The 13,208-nt window shown below is 70.2% G+C and carries 14 protein-coding genes, 1 tRNA gene and 1 pseudogene; 5 read left to right on the forward strand and 11 right to left on the reverse strand.

Annotated elements, in window-relative coordinates:
• Positions 1-724: 724 nt before the first annotated feature.
• The 3 genes from ACO0E1_RS00960 to ACO0E1_RS00970 form a co-directional block, all read right to left on the reverse strand.
• Positions 725-1,009: a hypothetical protein gene (locus ACO0E1_RS00960; RefSeq protein ID WP_422872446.1), complete on the reverse strand. Its 285-nt coding sequence runs from the start codon at positions 1,007-1,009 to the stop codon at positions 725-727.
• A gap of 195 nt (positions 1,010-1,204) precedes the next feature.
• The gene (locus tag ACO0E1_RS00965) at positions 1,205-1,378 is read right to left on the reverse strand and encodes a hypothetical protein (protein WP_422872447.1); all 174 of its coding nucleotides are present in this window, start codon (positions 1,376-1,378) and stop codon (positions 1,205-1,207) included.
• 238 nt (positions 1,379-1,616) lie between these two features.
• Positions 1,617-1,838: a hypothetical protein gene (locus ACO0E1_RS00970; protein WP_422872448.1), complete on the reverse strand. Its 222-nt coding sequence runs from the start codon at positions 1,836-1,838 to the stop codon at positions 1,617-1,619.
• Positions 1,839-1,855: 17 nt separating this feature from the next.
• Between ACO0E1_RS00970 and ACO0E1_RS00975 the strand changes: the two are divergent.
• Positions 1,856-2,179, forward strand: a pseudogene (locus ACO0E1_RS00975) (tyrosine-type recombinase/integrase); the annotation flags it as partial.
• Positions 2,180-2,254: 75 nt separating this feature from the next.
• Here the strand turns inward: ACO0E1_RS00975 and ACO0E1_RS00980 are convergent.
• The 3 genes from ACO0E1_RS00980 to serS all read right to left on the reverse strand — a co-directional run bounded on the left by ACO0E1_RS00980 (position 2,255) and on the right by serS (position 4,534).
• Positions 2,255-2,339, reverse strand: a tRNA-Ser gene (locus tag ACO0E1_RS00980).
• 63 nt (positions 2,340-2,402) lie between these two features.
• Positions 2,403-3,266 (reverse strand): HAD family hydrolase, encoded by an 864-nt coding sequence (locus tag ACO0E1_RS00985; RefSeq protein WP_422872450.1) that lies wholly within the window; start codon positions 3,264-3,266, stop codon positions 2,403-2,405.
• Entirely contained in the window at positions 3,263-4,534 is a 1,272-nt protein-coding gene (gene serS / locus ACO0E1_RS00990) for a serine--tRNA ligase (protein ID WP_422872451.1), read from the reverse strand. The genes ACO0E1_RS00985 and serS overlap by 4 nt, the downstream gene beginning before the upstream one ends.
• A gap of 140 nt (positions 4,535-4,674) precedes the next feature.
• Here serS and ACO0E1_RS00995 point away from each other — a divergent pair, with 140 nt between their 5' ends.
• A complete protein-coding gene (locus tag ACO0E1_RS00995) occupies positions 4,675-5,748 on the forward strand; it encodes a diacylglycerol/lipid kinase family protein (protein WP_422872452.1) in 1,074 nt (357 codons plus the stop codon).
• Positions 5,749-5,781: 33 nt separating this feature from the next.
• Here the strand turns inward: ACO0E1_RS00995 and pheA are convergent, their stop codons facing one another.
• From pheA to ACO0E1_RS01015, 4 genes are all read right to left on the reverse strand, one after another.
• Positions 5,782-6,738 (reverse strand): prephenate dehydratase, encoded by a 957-nt coding sequence (gene pheA / locus ACO0E1_RS01000; RefSeq protein ID WP_422872453.1) that lies wholly within the window; start codon positions 6,736-6,738, stop codon positions 5,782-5,784.
• Between the two features lie 108 nt (positions 6,739-6,846).
• Positions 6,847-7,392, reverse strand: coding sequence for a MarR family winged helix-turn-helix transcriptional regulator (locus ACO0E1_RS01005; RefSeq protein WP_422872454.1), 546 nt, complete (start codon positions 7,390-7,392; stop codon positions 6,847-6,849).
• Positions 7,393-7,401: 9 nt separating this feature from the next.
• Positions 7,402-7,854: a hypothetical protein gene (locus ACO0E1_RS01010; protein WP_422872455.1), complete on the reverse strand. Its 453-nt coding sequence runs from the start codon at positions 7,852-7,854 to the stop codon at positions 7,402-7,404.
• On the reverse strand, positions 7,851-9,140 hold the full coding sequence (locus ACO0E1_RS01015; RefSeq protein WP_422872456.1) for a molybdopterin-dependent oxidoreductase: 1,290 nt from the start codon (positions 9,138-9,140) through the stop codon (positions 7,851-7,853). Before ACO0E1_RS01015 ends, ACO0E1_RS01010 begins: the two co-directional genes overlap by 4 nt.
• 57 nt (positions 9,141-9,197) lie before the next feature.
• Here ACO0E1_RS01015 and ACO0E1_RS01020 point away from each other — a divergent pair, with 57 nt between their 5' ends.
• The 3 genes from ACO0E1_RS01020 to ACO0E1_RS01030 are packed head-to-tail and all read left to right on the forward strand — an operon-like array spanning position 9,198 to position 11,960.
• Positions 9,198-10,643 (forward strand): glycosyltransferase 87 family protein, encoded by a 1,446-nt coding sequence (locus tag ACO0E1_RS01020; RefSeq protein WP_422872457.1) that lies wholly within the window; start codon positions 9,198-9,200, stop codon positions 10,641-10,643.
• Entirely contained in the window at positions 10,640-11,719 is a 1,080-nt protein-coding gene (moaA, locus tag ACO0E1_RS01025; protein WP_422872458.1) for a GTP 3',8-cyclase MoaA, read from the forward strand. The genes ACO0E1_RS01020 and moaA overlap by 4 nt, the downstream gene beginning before the upstream one ends.
• Before the next feature lies 1 nt (position 11,720).
• Positions 11,721-11,960 (forward strand): MoaD/ThiS family protein, encoded by a 240-nt coding sequence (locus tag ACO0E1_RS01030; protein ID WP_422872459.1) that lies wholly within the window; start codon positions 11,721-11,723, stop codon positions 11,958-11,960.
• A gap of 149 nt (positions 11,961-12,109) precedes the next feature.
• Here ACO0E1_RS01030 and ACO0E1_RS01035 read toward each other — a convergent pair whose 3' ends face one another.
• On the reverse strand, positions 12,110-13,207 hold the full coding sequence (locus ACO0E1_RS01035) for a calcium:cation antiporter (protein WP_422872460.1): 1,098 nt from the start codon (positions 13,205-13,207) through the stop codon (positions 12,110-12,112).
• Position 13,208: the final 1 nt, after the last annotated feature.

A 13,208-nucleotide genomic window follows, 5' to 3' on the forward strand; every position in this document is an offset into this window, starting at 1 on the left:
ACCTGCAGCTCTGTCCGCTGAGCTACACCGGGAGAGTGGACCCGGGCTTCCTGTGCCCGGGTCCAGAGGAATCACCCGTCGCGGAGTAACGCCCTGGTCCGGGACGACGCGGACGTCCATGCCCGTCCCGTTGAACAGCTCGGCGACGTGCGCATCGTTCTCGCCCATCAGCAGGGTGTCGTCGAGCGCGAGCCACTGCGTGCGGAGTCCCATCGGGGTCGAGGGACTCACCGTTGCACGTGAGCCCGCTCCCGACGACCGATGAGATGCAGAGAGCCACCTATACGCCTTCTTCGGGCGTCGACCACTCGGACAGGAACTGTTCGCCGCGCCGCCCAACGAGCTCAGAGACCTGACCGACACGTTCCATCAGTCGCAGCCCGCAGGAGCAGTACGGATGCGGCGTCCCGTGCGGTGACCTCAGATATCGGACCGCCCGGGCCTCACCGGGTGAACCGACGTCGCACTGAGCCTCAGGAGCGCACGTCTGCCAGCCCTTCGGGAACGGGGATCCGAGGATGAAGTCCGGCCGGTAGTTCCCAGCCGCTCGAATGCCACTGTCGTCGTAGTACACGACGTCCATGCGCCAACCAACGGTGAACCGCTCGACGCGCCGAAGCTCACCCTCCGGCATCGCCCAGACGTCGGGATTGACCTCGCGGCCGTTCGGACGGTCGATCGTGTCGATTCGCCGGTGTTCGTAGTGATGATCATGTATTGCTTCTCAGCGCGTCGGCGCGGTGGCCGGTTGGTCGATGTAGTGGTCTTCGGTGAGAGTGCCGTCGAGGTGCAGCAGGTAGCGCCGGCCCTTCACGGCGACTGCGCCGGTGCCGACGAGATCGACGTAGGTGGCGAGGACGGTGCCGCCGACGTCGAGGTTGCCGAGCAGCCGCGGGTACGGCGACCCAGGGACGTGCACCCAGCGGTCGGCGCGTACCTGCCACTTCGCCCGGAGCGCCGCCCTGACGCCGAGCCGCGACTGATCGGTAATGGTCTTCTTCCTTGGCATCAGTTGCCCTCTCTCCGCGCTTGCACGCGGTTCCAGCGCGTCGAGACGCACGCTGCTTGACGGGGTTCTTCTTGGGCTGCCCGAACTCGTCGGGAAGCGGAATGAGCGCGAGCATCTGAGCGAGGGACCGCCGTTGAAGCCGAAGCTCAGCAACGGCGGGGTGCAACCGGGTTTGTCCGGCGGAACCGCGGACGGTTATGCCCCATCGGCGAGTACCTGCTCAAGCGCCTGGATGTCGTTCGCTTGGCGTTGAGCGAGCTCGAGGATGACGAAATCCTTCTCGTCCCACTCGTTCTCTTCGCCGAGTGCTGCGTCGTACTGCCGGCGCAGCACCTCGCCTGCCGGCTCTTCGACTTTCTTGCGGGCCATGTGTGCCTCCTCGGCGTCCACAATTCGGATGATGTGCAATGCACAGAGCCGGAACCACAGCACCTCTACGGTGGTTCAGCACCCCGGGGGGGGGGGCGGGCGGGGTGCGTCGGAGCGATGCCAGGCGGCCGCCTCCCGCGCGATGAGAGAGACGGCCGACCGTGAGCGGTCCGGCACGGCTGGGCGGCGTCGTGGAGCGGCAGGTGCGCAGAGGTGCGCAGAGGTGCGCACCTGCCTGTTACCCGTCGACGAGAGCCTTGCGTGCTTCGTTGTCGTCGTGGATCTGCTCGCTCGAGTGCTGCCTGCTGTACGTGTCACGCGAGACCTTGTTCGAGCCGAGCTCGTCGACCTGGTCGAGCGTGAGCAGCGTCGGCTCGCAGGTCATGATCTGACGCATCGTTCGCAGCGGCTCGACGCCGTACGTGGCGATGGACTGCTCGTAGTTCTCGAAGAGGAACATCGTTGCCGTGTACTCGCTGCGCCGGGAAGAGCGACGAGGAGCTCGTGTTTGCGACGAAGAACGGCACGCAGGAGCGTCGTTGGCACAACGACCACGGATGGTTCCCGGCGGCGGTGAGGAAGGCGGGAATCCCGTCGACGACACCTCACGGTCTCCGGCACACTGCCGCGAGCCTCGCCGTCAGCGCCGGCGCGAACGTGGAGGCCGTGCAGCGAATGCTCGGCCACGCCTTCGCAGCGATGACACTCGACGTGTACGCCGACCTGTTCGAAGACGACCTGGACATCGTTGCGGGCAGCCTCGATGACGGGCTCGCGCAGACGGTTGTGGGCAAGATATGAGCAGACGCCACCCGGAACGACGACGAGGCCCATTAGATCCGCGTGCTGCTGCGGGTCAACGGACCTCGGTTGTTGCGGAGGGTGTGGGATTCGAACCCACGAGACATCTCTGCCCACCTGTTTTCAAGACAGGCTCCATCGGCCACTCGGACAACCCTCCATGACACGGCCACGTGGCGAGACGTGACCGCGTCCCGAGCAGTGTACCGGGCGGTGAGGACGCCTAGCGCGGCAGGGTGTCCAGCGCCGCGGCCAGCCCGTCGTCGGTCACGCCGCCCGTGGTCTCGCCGGCGGCATCGATGACGTCGGACGGCGCCTGTCCCATCGCGACCCCGCGCCCGGACGTGGAGGCCCACCGCAGCATGTCGATGTCGTTGCGCCCGTCCCCCGCGGCGAACACGCGGGAGCGCGGGATGTCGAACCACTCCCGCACGCGCTCCATCGCCGTCGCCTTCGTCACACCCTCTGGTGCGATGTCGAGCCAGGCGGTCCACCCGACGTTGTACGAGACCTTGTGCAGCCCCATCCGGTCGACGATCGCCAGGAACTCCTCGAGCCCGTGCTCCGGGGAGATCACCACGACACGCGTGGCGGGGACGCCCAACAGCGACTCGAACGCCACGTGGTCGCCCGACGCGGTCATCGCGTCGTCGGGGAACTCCCCCGAGAGCAGGAAGTGCCCGTCGGGCGACTCCACCCCGTACGCCGCGTTCGACAGCGCCCCGCGGATCGTCTGCAGCACGTCGGTCGGGTCGAAGGTCTCGACGTGGACCCGCACGTAGCCGTTGTTCGCCTGCGGGGACGTCGAGCGCCGCAGGGTCACGGCGCCGTTGGCGCACACGAGGTACTCGGGCTCGATGCCGAGCTTTTGCAGCACCGGCACCGTCATGTTCTCGCTGCGTCCGGTGGAGAGCATGACCTCGTGCCCGGCAGCAGCGGCGGCCTTGATCGCCTCGACGGTGGTCTCCGTGACGACACCGTCCTCGCGCATCACGGTGCCGTCGATGTCGAGGGCGACGAGCCAGCGCTTCACGCGGGTGGACGCGGCGGAACCGTGCGTCGGCGCACCCTCGGAACGACCGCTCATCGGGGTTCGATCACCTCGACACCACCGAGGTACGGGCGGAGCACCTCCGGGACGACGACCGATCCGTCGGGCTGCTGGTGCGTCTCGAGGATCGCGACGAGCCAGCGGGTGGTCGCGAGCGTGCCGTTGAGCGTGGCGACCGGCGCGGTCTTGCCGCTCTCCGTGCGGTACCGGATGTCGAGGCGACGGGCCTGGAACGTCGTGCAGTTCGACGTCGAGGTGAGCTCGCGGAAGGTCCCCTGCGTCGGGACCCACGCTTCGAGGTCGTACTTCCGCGCGGCCGACGTGCCGAGGTCGCCGGCTGCGGTCTCGATGACGCGGTAGTGCAGCCCGAGGTCCTGCAGCATCGACTCCTGGTACGCCATCAGCTTCGCGTGCTCGGCGTCCGCCTGGTCCGGGTGGACGTACGAGAACATCTCGAGCTTGTTGAACTGGTGCACGCGGAGGATGCCGCGGTTGTCCTTGCCCGCCGAGCCGGCCTCGCGCCGGTAGCAGGTCGACCATCCGGCGTACCGCAGCGCGGCGTCGTCGTCGGACGGGAACGCCAGGATCTCGTCCGCGTGGTACCCGGCGAGGGCGACCTCGCTGGTGCCGGTCAGGTAGAGGTCGTCGGCCTCGAGCCGGTACACCTCTGCGGCGTGCTCGCCGAGGAAGCCGGTGCCGGCCATCGTCTCGGGGCGGACGAGCGTCGGGGTGATCAGCGGCGTGAAGCCGTGCTGGATCGCACGGTCGAGCCCGAGCGACATGAGCGCGATCTCGAGCCGGGCGCCGAGGCCCTTGAGGAAGTAGAAGCGCGAGCCGGACACCTTCACACCGCGGGGGATGTCGATGATGTCGAGGAGCTCACCGAGGTCCGCGTGGTCCTTCGGCTCGAAGTCGAACTCCGGCTTGGTGCCGACGGTCTTGATCGTGACGAAGTCGTCCTCACCACCGGCGGGCACGCCGGGCAGCACGACGTTCGGGATCGAGCGGACGACGCGGTTGAAGGTCTCCTCGGCAGCCGTGACGGCGGCCTGTGCTTCCTTCACACCGGCGGCGAGCGCCTGGGCCTGCTGCACGAGCGCGGCCTTCTCGTCCTTCGGCGCCTTCGCGACGGTCTTGCCGAAGGCGTTCTGCTCGGCACGCAGTGCCTCGAACGACGAGATCGCGCTCCGCCTGGCGGCGTCCGCGGCGACCGCCTCGTCGACGACGTCGACGGAGGCGCCGCGCGCAGCCTGTGAGGCCTTGATGACATCGGGATCGTCGCGCAGCAGCTGGGGGTCAATCACCCATGCATCCTAGCCAGACCCAGGTGACCACACGGTGGACTGGAGGCTCGTGGCGGGCCCGCCACGAGCCTCCAGACCGTCCCTTGGTCGCGACCAGAGCGCCCAGCGCGACACGCAGGCCCCGCCGGTACCGTTGAGTCATGTCATCGCCCTCGGAGACCGCGCCCGCGCAGTCGGACGCCCTCGCCACCGAGCACCGCACCGCGGCCGTGGTCTACAACCCGGTCAAGGTGCACCTCCCCACACTGAAGCGGACGGTGGCCAAGTACGAGCAGGAAGCCGGCTGGAACGCGACGCTGTGGTTCGAGACCACGGAGGAGGACCCTGGCGGCGGGATGGCCCGCGAGGCCCTCGAAGCCGGCGCCGACGTGATCGCCGCCGCCGGCGGGGACGGGACCGTTCGTGCCGTGGGCGAGGTCGTGCACGGCTCCGACGCCTCACTCGCGCTGCTGCCGAGCGGTACGGGCAACCTGCTCGCCCGCAACATGAAGCTCCCGCTCGACGACCTGGACGCCAGCACCCACGCGATCTTCCACGGGACCGACCGGCCGATCGACTTCGGGATGCTCGGACTCGAGCGCCCGGACGGCAGCCGCGAGCAGTTCGGCTTCCTGGTGATGGCGGGGCTCGGGCTCGACGCCCGGATGCTCGCGAACACCCGCCCCGGGCTCAAGAAGCGCGTCGGGTGGCTCGCCTACGTCGACTCGCTGTTCCGGTCCGTGCGCGACATCGACGGGTTCGACTTCCGGTACCGGCTCGACGAGTCCACGACGAAGTCCGTCCGCGGACACTCGGTCATCGTCGGCAACTGCGGGATGCTCCAGGCGAACGCGATGCTCTTGCCAGAGGCGGAGATCGACGACGGGGTCTTCGACATCGTGGTGATGCGTCCCCGGGGGTTCTTCGGCTGGGTGCGGATCGGCGCGCGGATCTTCTGGGAGAACGCGATCCTCCGGTGGTTCCGCCGTTCGACGCTCGGCAACACCTTCGTCGGGCGCCGGATCATCACCCGCGCCAAGCAGGAACGACCGCTGCGCTACCTGCGTGGTGAGGAGTTCGTGCTGCGGCTCGAGAAGCCGGACGAGTTCGAGATCGACGGCGACCCCGTCGGCGAGATCTCGGCGTTCCGGGCGCGGATCGACCCTGGGGCGCTGCGCGTGCGCGTGCCGGAGCCCGCGGAGACCACGGGACGGGCCGGACGCAAGCGGGGGTGACCGCCTCCGGGCGTGGTCGCCTCCGCGCTTGCGTCAGTGGGTTTCTGGTTCGCCGGAGACGATCGCTCGGAGCCAGTCCCGCGCCTCGACGAACGCCTCGTCCGAGTAGCGCAGCGGCACCTCGGACTCCAGCCGATCCGCACGCGGGTAGGACCCGAGGAACGTCACGCGCGGGCTGAACCGACGCAGGCCGAGCAGGGCGTCGGCGACCCGCTCGTCCTCGACGTGCCCGTCGAGGTCGATGACGAACCGGTAGCGGCCGAGCTCGTCCCCGATCGGCCGCGAGGACAGCAACCCCATGTTGATGCCCCTCGTGGCGAACTGCTCGAGCATGTCGACGAGCGCACCCGGGTGGTCTGCGGGCAGTTCGACGATGACGCTGGTCTTGTCCGAACCCGTGCGCTCCGGGATGCTCAGCGTCTTCGAGACGAGCACGAAGCGGGTGACGGCGCTGGCGTTGTCGCCGATCGAGCTCGCGAGCACGGCGAGGTCGTGGTGGTCGGTGATCCCCGGCGGAGCGACGGCGGCGTCGGCCGTGGGGTGCTCGTCGAGCAGGGCGACGGCGGCGGCGACGTTCGACGATGCCGGGATGTGGCCGTGCCCGGGGACGTTCGTCTCGAGCCAGCGGTGGGTCTGGGCGTAGGCGACGGGGTGCGCGTTCACGGTGCGGACGTCGGCGAGCGCGGTGCCGTGCCGGGCGACGAGCACGAAGTCGACGGGGACGAGGTACTCCCCCACGATCCGCACGCCGGGGATCCGGGCGAGGGCGTCCTGCGTGGCGCTGACCCCGCCGTCGACGCTGTTCTCGATCGCGATGACGGCACCGACGGAGCGGCCGGACATCACGTCGTCGAGTGCTTCCCCGACGTTGTTGACGCTCCGCCAGGGCTTGCCGGCAGCGGCGTCGACGAGCTTGAGGGCCGCCTCGGTGAAGGTGCCGGCGGGTCCGAGGTAGCTGTACGTGTCGGACGCTGCGTCGGGCTGGCTCATGCCGCCGAGCCTATTGCACCCGTCCGCAGCGCCACGGCCCCGTGACGCGGCGTCCCGCCACCACTGCCGCGCACTCGCCGCCGGGCACACGCGCCCCGCCCAGCCGCGTCAGTCGGCCGCGGTACCGGTCAGGCGCGCCTCGCAGATCGCCGTGTCGTCGTCGTCCCGGGGGTAGGTCAGCGCCGCGAAGCGCCCGTCGGGGTCGAGCGTGGTGAGCAGCGACTTCGCGATGCCGTCGAGCTGGGCGACCTGCTCGTCGGTCAGCGCGTCGATCACGAAGCGACGGGCGGTGCGGACGTGGTCGGGCGCTGCCTCGACGATCGTGGCGTACCCGGCGTCCGTCAGCCGCACGTCGGTCGCGCGGCGGTCGTCGGTGGACGGGCAGCGCGCCACGAGCCCGCGCTTCTCGAGCCGGGACACCACGTGCGACAGCCGCGGCAGGGACGCGTTCGTCGCCGATGCCAGCGCCGACATCCGCAAGGTGCGCCCCTCGGTCTCGGACAGCATCGCGATGACCATGTAGTCGAAGTGGGTCAGGTCGGCATCCCGCTGGAGCTGCTGGTCGAGCGCCGCAGGCAGGAGTTCCATCACGGCGACGAGCTTCATCCAGGCACGCAGTTGCTCGCGCGTCAGCCAGGGTGTCTCGTCGGTCATGCTCCCATCCTACGAAATGGTTGTCGTTTCAACCACCCTGGAGTTCCGCCGAGCCGTCAGCCACCCCACGACGAGGACCACGACGACCACGAGCAGCAGCGCCCCCTCGACGACGAGCAACCGCGTGGTGTAGTCGAACGGCACCACCGTGGGGTTCTTCGCACCGTGGTGCTTCGCGGCGATCTCCGGCAGGACGACGAGCGCCAGCACGCTCCCGAGCACGACGGCCGCCTGCACCACGACGAGCACCCAGAGGCGGAGCGCACGACCGGCCCGGCGGAGTCCGAGGCCGACGAGGACCACGAACGGCGACAGGATCGCGTCGTGCAGGATCACCGCGCCGAGGAGCCAGGTCGCCAGCCCTCCGATGCGGTTCGGACGGACGGTGGTCACCATGACGTACGCGCCGAACGCGATCACGAGGACCCCGACGACGACGAGCACGATCCGCGCGGCCCTCACGAGAGCACCTCGATCTTCGCGATCCACTTCGTCTGGAGCACCCCTGGCCGCCCGGGCGCGATGATCCGCGCGGGGAAGCCGTGGTCCAGGTCGAGCGTCGCGCCGTTCAGCTCGAGCGCCACGAGGGTCGTCGGGTCGGACGCGTACTCCGGTCCCATGTCCATGATCCGGTAGCCGCCGTGGCGCTCCAGGCTGGTCACCCGCACGTGTGAGGACGGATCGGCCTGCACCGCTCGGAGCAGGTCGCGCATCCGGACCCCCTTCCAGGTCGCCATCTGACTCCATCCCTCGACGCACGAGATCGGCAGCGCCGCCTCGGTGGTCCCCAGCGCGACGAGCTCGGCGCGGGAGAACGTCCTCGTCACCGCGCGACCGGCCACCGTGAGCGTCCAGTCCGCTGCCGTCGCGGTCGCCAGGACCCCGGCTGCCCGCGCGGTCCGGTTCACCGGGAGACCGTTCGGACCGATGTGGCGCTTGCGGGGCGCGAAGACGTTGAACGGTTCGGCGAGCTTCGAGGACTGGCCGGCGGTGAGCACCACGACGCCGGCGGTCGCGGCGGCGATGCCCGTGAAGAAGCCACGACGGGCGATCCGCTCGCGTCGACCGGCGGTCCGTTCCGGCTGTTCCGTCCGTTCCGACGGTTCCGGCTGCTCCGGACGGGAGGCTCGGCTCGATCCCGCCCCGTCGGCCCACCGCATCACGCGGCCGGTGATCCCCCGCGGGTACGCCGCGGTTGCGTCGTACGCCGGCAGTTCGCTGCCGACGGTGTCGTCGTGGACGAAGCGGCCGTCCGCGTCGTAGGAGTCCCGCTTCCGCCAGTAGCGGCTGATCACCCGGAGCTTCGCGCCGATGTGGATCGCGAGCGAGCCGATGATGACGTACGCCAGCGCGTAGTGCACCTGCCGGAACGGGAACGGCCACGGGTACCACTGGAACGTGTTCACGAGCCCGGTCGCGACCTGCACGATCGACGCCGAGACGAACACCGCGATCGACGCCCGCTCGAGGAAGTGCAGGACGTTCCGCACCGGCGGGTCCTGGGCCAACGCGGGCATCACGGTGTTGAGCTTCGCGAGGAGCAGCGGGATGATCGCGATCCCCGCCGTGATGTGGAGCCCCTGCGTGAACTGGTAGAGCTGCACGGGCCGGGTCGGGAAGCGCATACCGGGCAGCGGGTCCTGCAGCAGGTGGCTGTAGACGCCGGTCCCGAAGCAGATCAGGAACGCGATGCCGAGCAACCGTCCGATGACGACCGCCGATCGCGCGTTCCGGTTCGGCGAGGCCATCGCCGACCGGGCATCGTGGAGGCCCTTCCGGACGAACGTCGGTAGCCTCGACCCACCATGCGTCTGCGTCCCGGCTCCCTGCTCCCGACCGTGCTCGCCGTCGTCGGCGTGCTGGCCCTCGCGGGCGTCATCGCCTTCGGGGTCACGCATCTTGGGTTCCTCCGGTCCGGTCATCGAACGTCATTCGTTGCGTGGACCCTGATCGCTTGGGCGGTCTTCGTCATCGCGGTCCTCGCGCTCCGATTCGTCCCGGCGCGTCTGGTGACCATCATCGTCCTCGCGGGCGCCGTCGTCGTGGGACTCGCCGCACTGGCCGGTCCGCCGAACACCAGCACCGACTCCGCGCGCTACGCCTGGGACGGCATCGTGCAGCACGCCGGCATCTCGCCGTACCTGCACACCCCGCAGTCCGAGGCGCTCGCGCACCTCCGACCCGACTGGCTGTTCCCGGACAAGGTGAACGGCACGTGCGAGAACCTGAAGCCGCGGCTGCACGGGCTCGGCGACGGGGCGAACGGCCACTGCGTCGCGATCAACCGCGTCGACGTGCCCACGATCTACCCGCCGCTCGCCGAGATGTGGTTCGCGCTCGTGCGGTCGGTCGTACCGGCGACCGCGCAGTACATGCCGTTCCAGGTCGCCGGGCTGCTCGTGTCGCTCGGGGTCACCGCGGGGCTCCTGGTGGTCCTGCGGCGCCTGGGCCGTCCGGCCTGGTGGGCGGCGCTCTGGGCGTGGTCGCCCCTGGTCGCTTCCGAGGCGGTGACGAACTCGCACGTCGACGTGCTGGGGGCGGCACTCGCCACGGCCGGCGCGGTGCTCATCGCGTTCGGCCGTCCGGTCTTCGGCGGCATCGCCCTCGGAGCCGCGACCGCAGCGAAGCTCATCCCGGCGATCGTCTACCCGCCGCTGCTCGGTCGGTGGCGGAACTGGTGGGCGATCCCGGTCGGCATCGCCGTGTTCGGGCTCCTCTACGTGCCGTACGTCATCACCACCGGCGCGAAGGTGCTCGGCTACCTACCCGGGTACCTGACCGAGGAGGGGTACGAGGACGGCTCCCGGTTCGCCCTCGTGTCGCTCGTGGTCCCGGGTGACGCAGGGACCGTGGTCGTCGGGCTGGTCGTGCTCGTCGGCGCCGTGCTCGCGTGGCGCCTGTCCGACCCCTCCCGGCCCTGGTCCGGCGAGGTGCTCATGATCGGCGTGACCTTCCTCGCGGTCACCCCGCGCTACCCCTGGTACGCGCTGCTGCTCATCCCGTTCGTGGTGTTGTCCGGCCGCTGGGAGTGGTCGGCGATCGCGCTCGCGATCGCCCTGCGTGGCGTCTGGCCGTCGGTGGACGCCTACCGCTGGTGGCTCGGCGCGGCGATCCTGATCATCGTGGTGGTGACGGTCATCCGGACGGACCGCTCGGACTGGATCCGCTGGCGCGACCGACTGCTCCCGGGGCGCGACCGGCGACTGCTCCCGGTGCGCGACCGGCGACCCGCCGTATCATCGCTGCCATGACGGCTCGCATGCTCCCGTCGACGGGATTGCTCCGTCGGGTCCGGCAGCCCTCGGCGCCACTCCCGGGCCGACCGGAGGACGACGGCCTGCTCGACCGGTTCGGCCGACGGGCGGTCGACCTGCGCGTGTCGCTCACCGAGCGGTGCAACCTCCGGTGCACGTACTGCATGCCGGAGCAGGGGCTGCCGGTCATCCCGAACGAGTCGCTGATGACCGCCGAGGAGATCGAACGGCTGGTCCGTCTGGGTGCAGCGCACCTCGGCATCCGCAAGGTCCGCTTCACGGGCGGCGAACCGCTCCTCCGCCGGGACCTCTCGGACGTCATCGCACGGACCGCCGCGCTCGGGGTGGAGGTCTCGCTGACGACGAACGCGATCGGGCTCGCCGCACGCGCCGCCGATCTGCGCGCCGCCGGCCTCGACCGGATCAACGTCTCGCTCGACACCGTCGACCCGGACGTGTTCGCCGAGGTCACCCGGCGGCCGTTCCTCGACCGTGTCCTCGACGGGATCGCCGCCGCGGACGACGCCGGACTCGGCGTGAAGATCAACGCCGTCCTGCTCCGCGGCGTGAACGACCACCTCGCACCCGACCTGCTCGCCTGGTGCCTGGAGCGCGGCCACGAGCTCCGCTTCATCGAACAGATGCCGCTCGACCCCGGACACGCCTGGGACGGCGACGACATGGTCACCGCTGCCGAGACCCGTGCGCTGCTCGGCGACCGCTTCGTGCTGACGCCGCACGACGCCCCGCGGGACGGCGCTCCCGCCGAACGCTTCCGGGTCGCCGCTCGGTCCACGGGCGACGAACTCGGCACCGTCGGCGTCATCGCGAGCGTCACCGAGTCGTTCTGCGCCGACTGCACCCGCACCCGCCTGACCGCCGAGGGCCACGTCCGCAGCTGCCTGTTCTCCGACGACGAGTCCGACCTGCTCGGCCCGATGCGGGCGGGTGCGTCCGACGCCGACGTGCTCGACCTGTGGCGGCGGGCGATGTGGGCGAAGCCGCGGGACCACGGGGACGACGCCGACGGCATGGTGCACCCGTCCCGTGGCATGAGCGCGATCGGCGGCTGAGGTGACGACGATCCGGTTCTTCGCCGCGGCACGCGCTGCCGTCGGCCTCGACGAGACGACGACGGACGCCGGCACGCTCGACGACGCCCTGCGCTCCGTGCAGTCCGACGACCCCGAGCGCTGGACGGCCCTGCAGGAGCGGTGCTCGTACCTGGTCGACGGCGTGAGCACCCGCGACCGATCGACCCCGCTCACCGGTGTCGCACTCGTCGACGTGATGCCGCCCTTCGCCGGCGGCTGACCCGCACGTTCCGACCCATCACGCCCGCAGTGGTAGGTCGAATCGCGCGTAGGAGGTCAGAAGATCGGACCGCCTACGCGCGATTCGGCTCCCTACGCGCGATTCGACCCCCTACGCGCGATTCGTTCCCCTACGCGCGATTCGACCCCCTAGGGACTGACCGACAGGACGATGAACGCGGCGAAGATCACCAGGTGGACCCCGCCCTGCAACCGCGTCGCTCGTCCGGGCAGCACCGTGAGCACCGCGGCGATGATGGTCAGCGCGAGCAGCACGATCTGCGCCGACCCGAGACCGAGCAGCAGCACCCCGTCGGTGAAGAACGAGGCGATCGCGATGGCCGGGATCGTCAGCCCGATCGACGCCATCGCCGATCCCATCGCCAGGTTCAGGCTCGTCTGGATCCGGTTGCGTGCAGCGGCCTTCGACGCCGCGATGCCCTCCGGAAGCAGGATGAGCAGCGCGATCACGACCCCGACGAACGACGGCGGGAACCCGACTGCGGCGACACCGGCCTCGATCGCGGGCGACTCCACCTTCGCCAGGCCGACCACGGTCACGAGCGCCAGGAGCAGCAGCCCGAGCGAGATCAGCGTCGCGCGTCCGGCGGGACGGTCGGCGTGGGCGTCCTCGGACTCCTCGAGCACCCCGCCGGACCGGTTCACGGGCAGGAAGAAGTCGCGGTGCGCCACGGTCTGGGTGACGACGAACAACCCGTAGAGCGCGAGGGACGCCACCGCCACGAACACCAGTTGGACCGCGGTGAACGACGAGTCGGAGGTGCCGGTGGTGAACGTCGGCAGCACCAGCGTCAGCACCGCCAGCGCTGCGACGGTCATGGTCGCGGCGGAGGCGCCCTCCTGGTTGAACCGCACGGTGTTGTGCCGCAGGGTGCCGATCAGGATCGCGAGCCCGACGAGCCCGTTCATCGTGATCATCACCGCGGAGAAGACCGTGTCCCGCGCCAGCGTCTCGGCCTTGGCACCACCGGAGCTGGAGAGCGCGATGATCAGGGCGACCTCGATGATCGTCACGGCGACGGCGAGCACGAGCGACCCGAACGGTTCGCCGACGCGGTGCGCCACGACCTCCGCGTGGTGCACGGCCGCGAGCACCGTGCCGGCGAGGACGACCGCGACGAGGACGACGACCGCCGTCCCGAGGTCGTGCCGCCCGAACGAGACCACGAGCACGATCGCGGCGATCACGGGCACTGCGATGGGCCACGCCCGGAGGATCCTCGTCACC

The organism is Curtobacterium guangdongense (genome assembly GCF_049341845.1).
In the GTDB taxonomy this organism is placed as follows: domain Bacteria; phylum Actinomycetota; class Actinomycetes; order Actinomycetales; family Microbacteriaceae; genus Curtobacterium; species Curtobacterium guangdongense.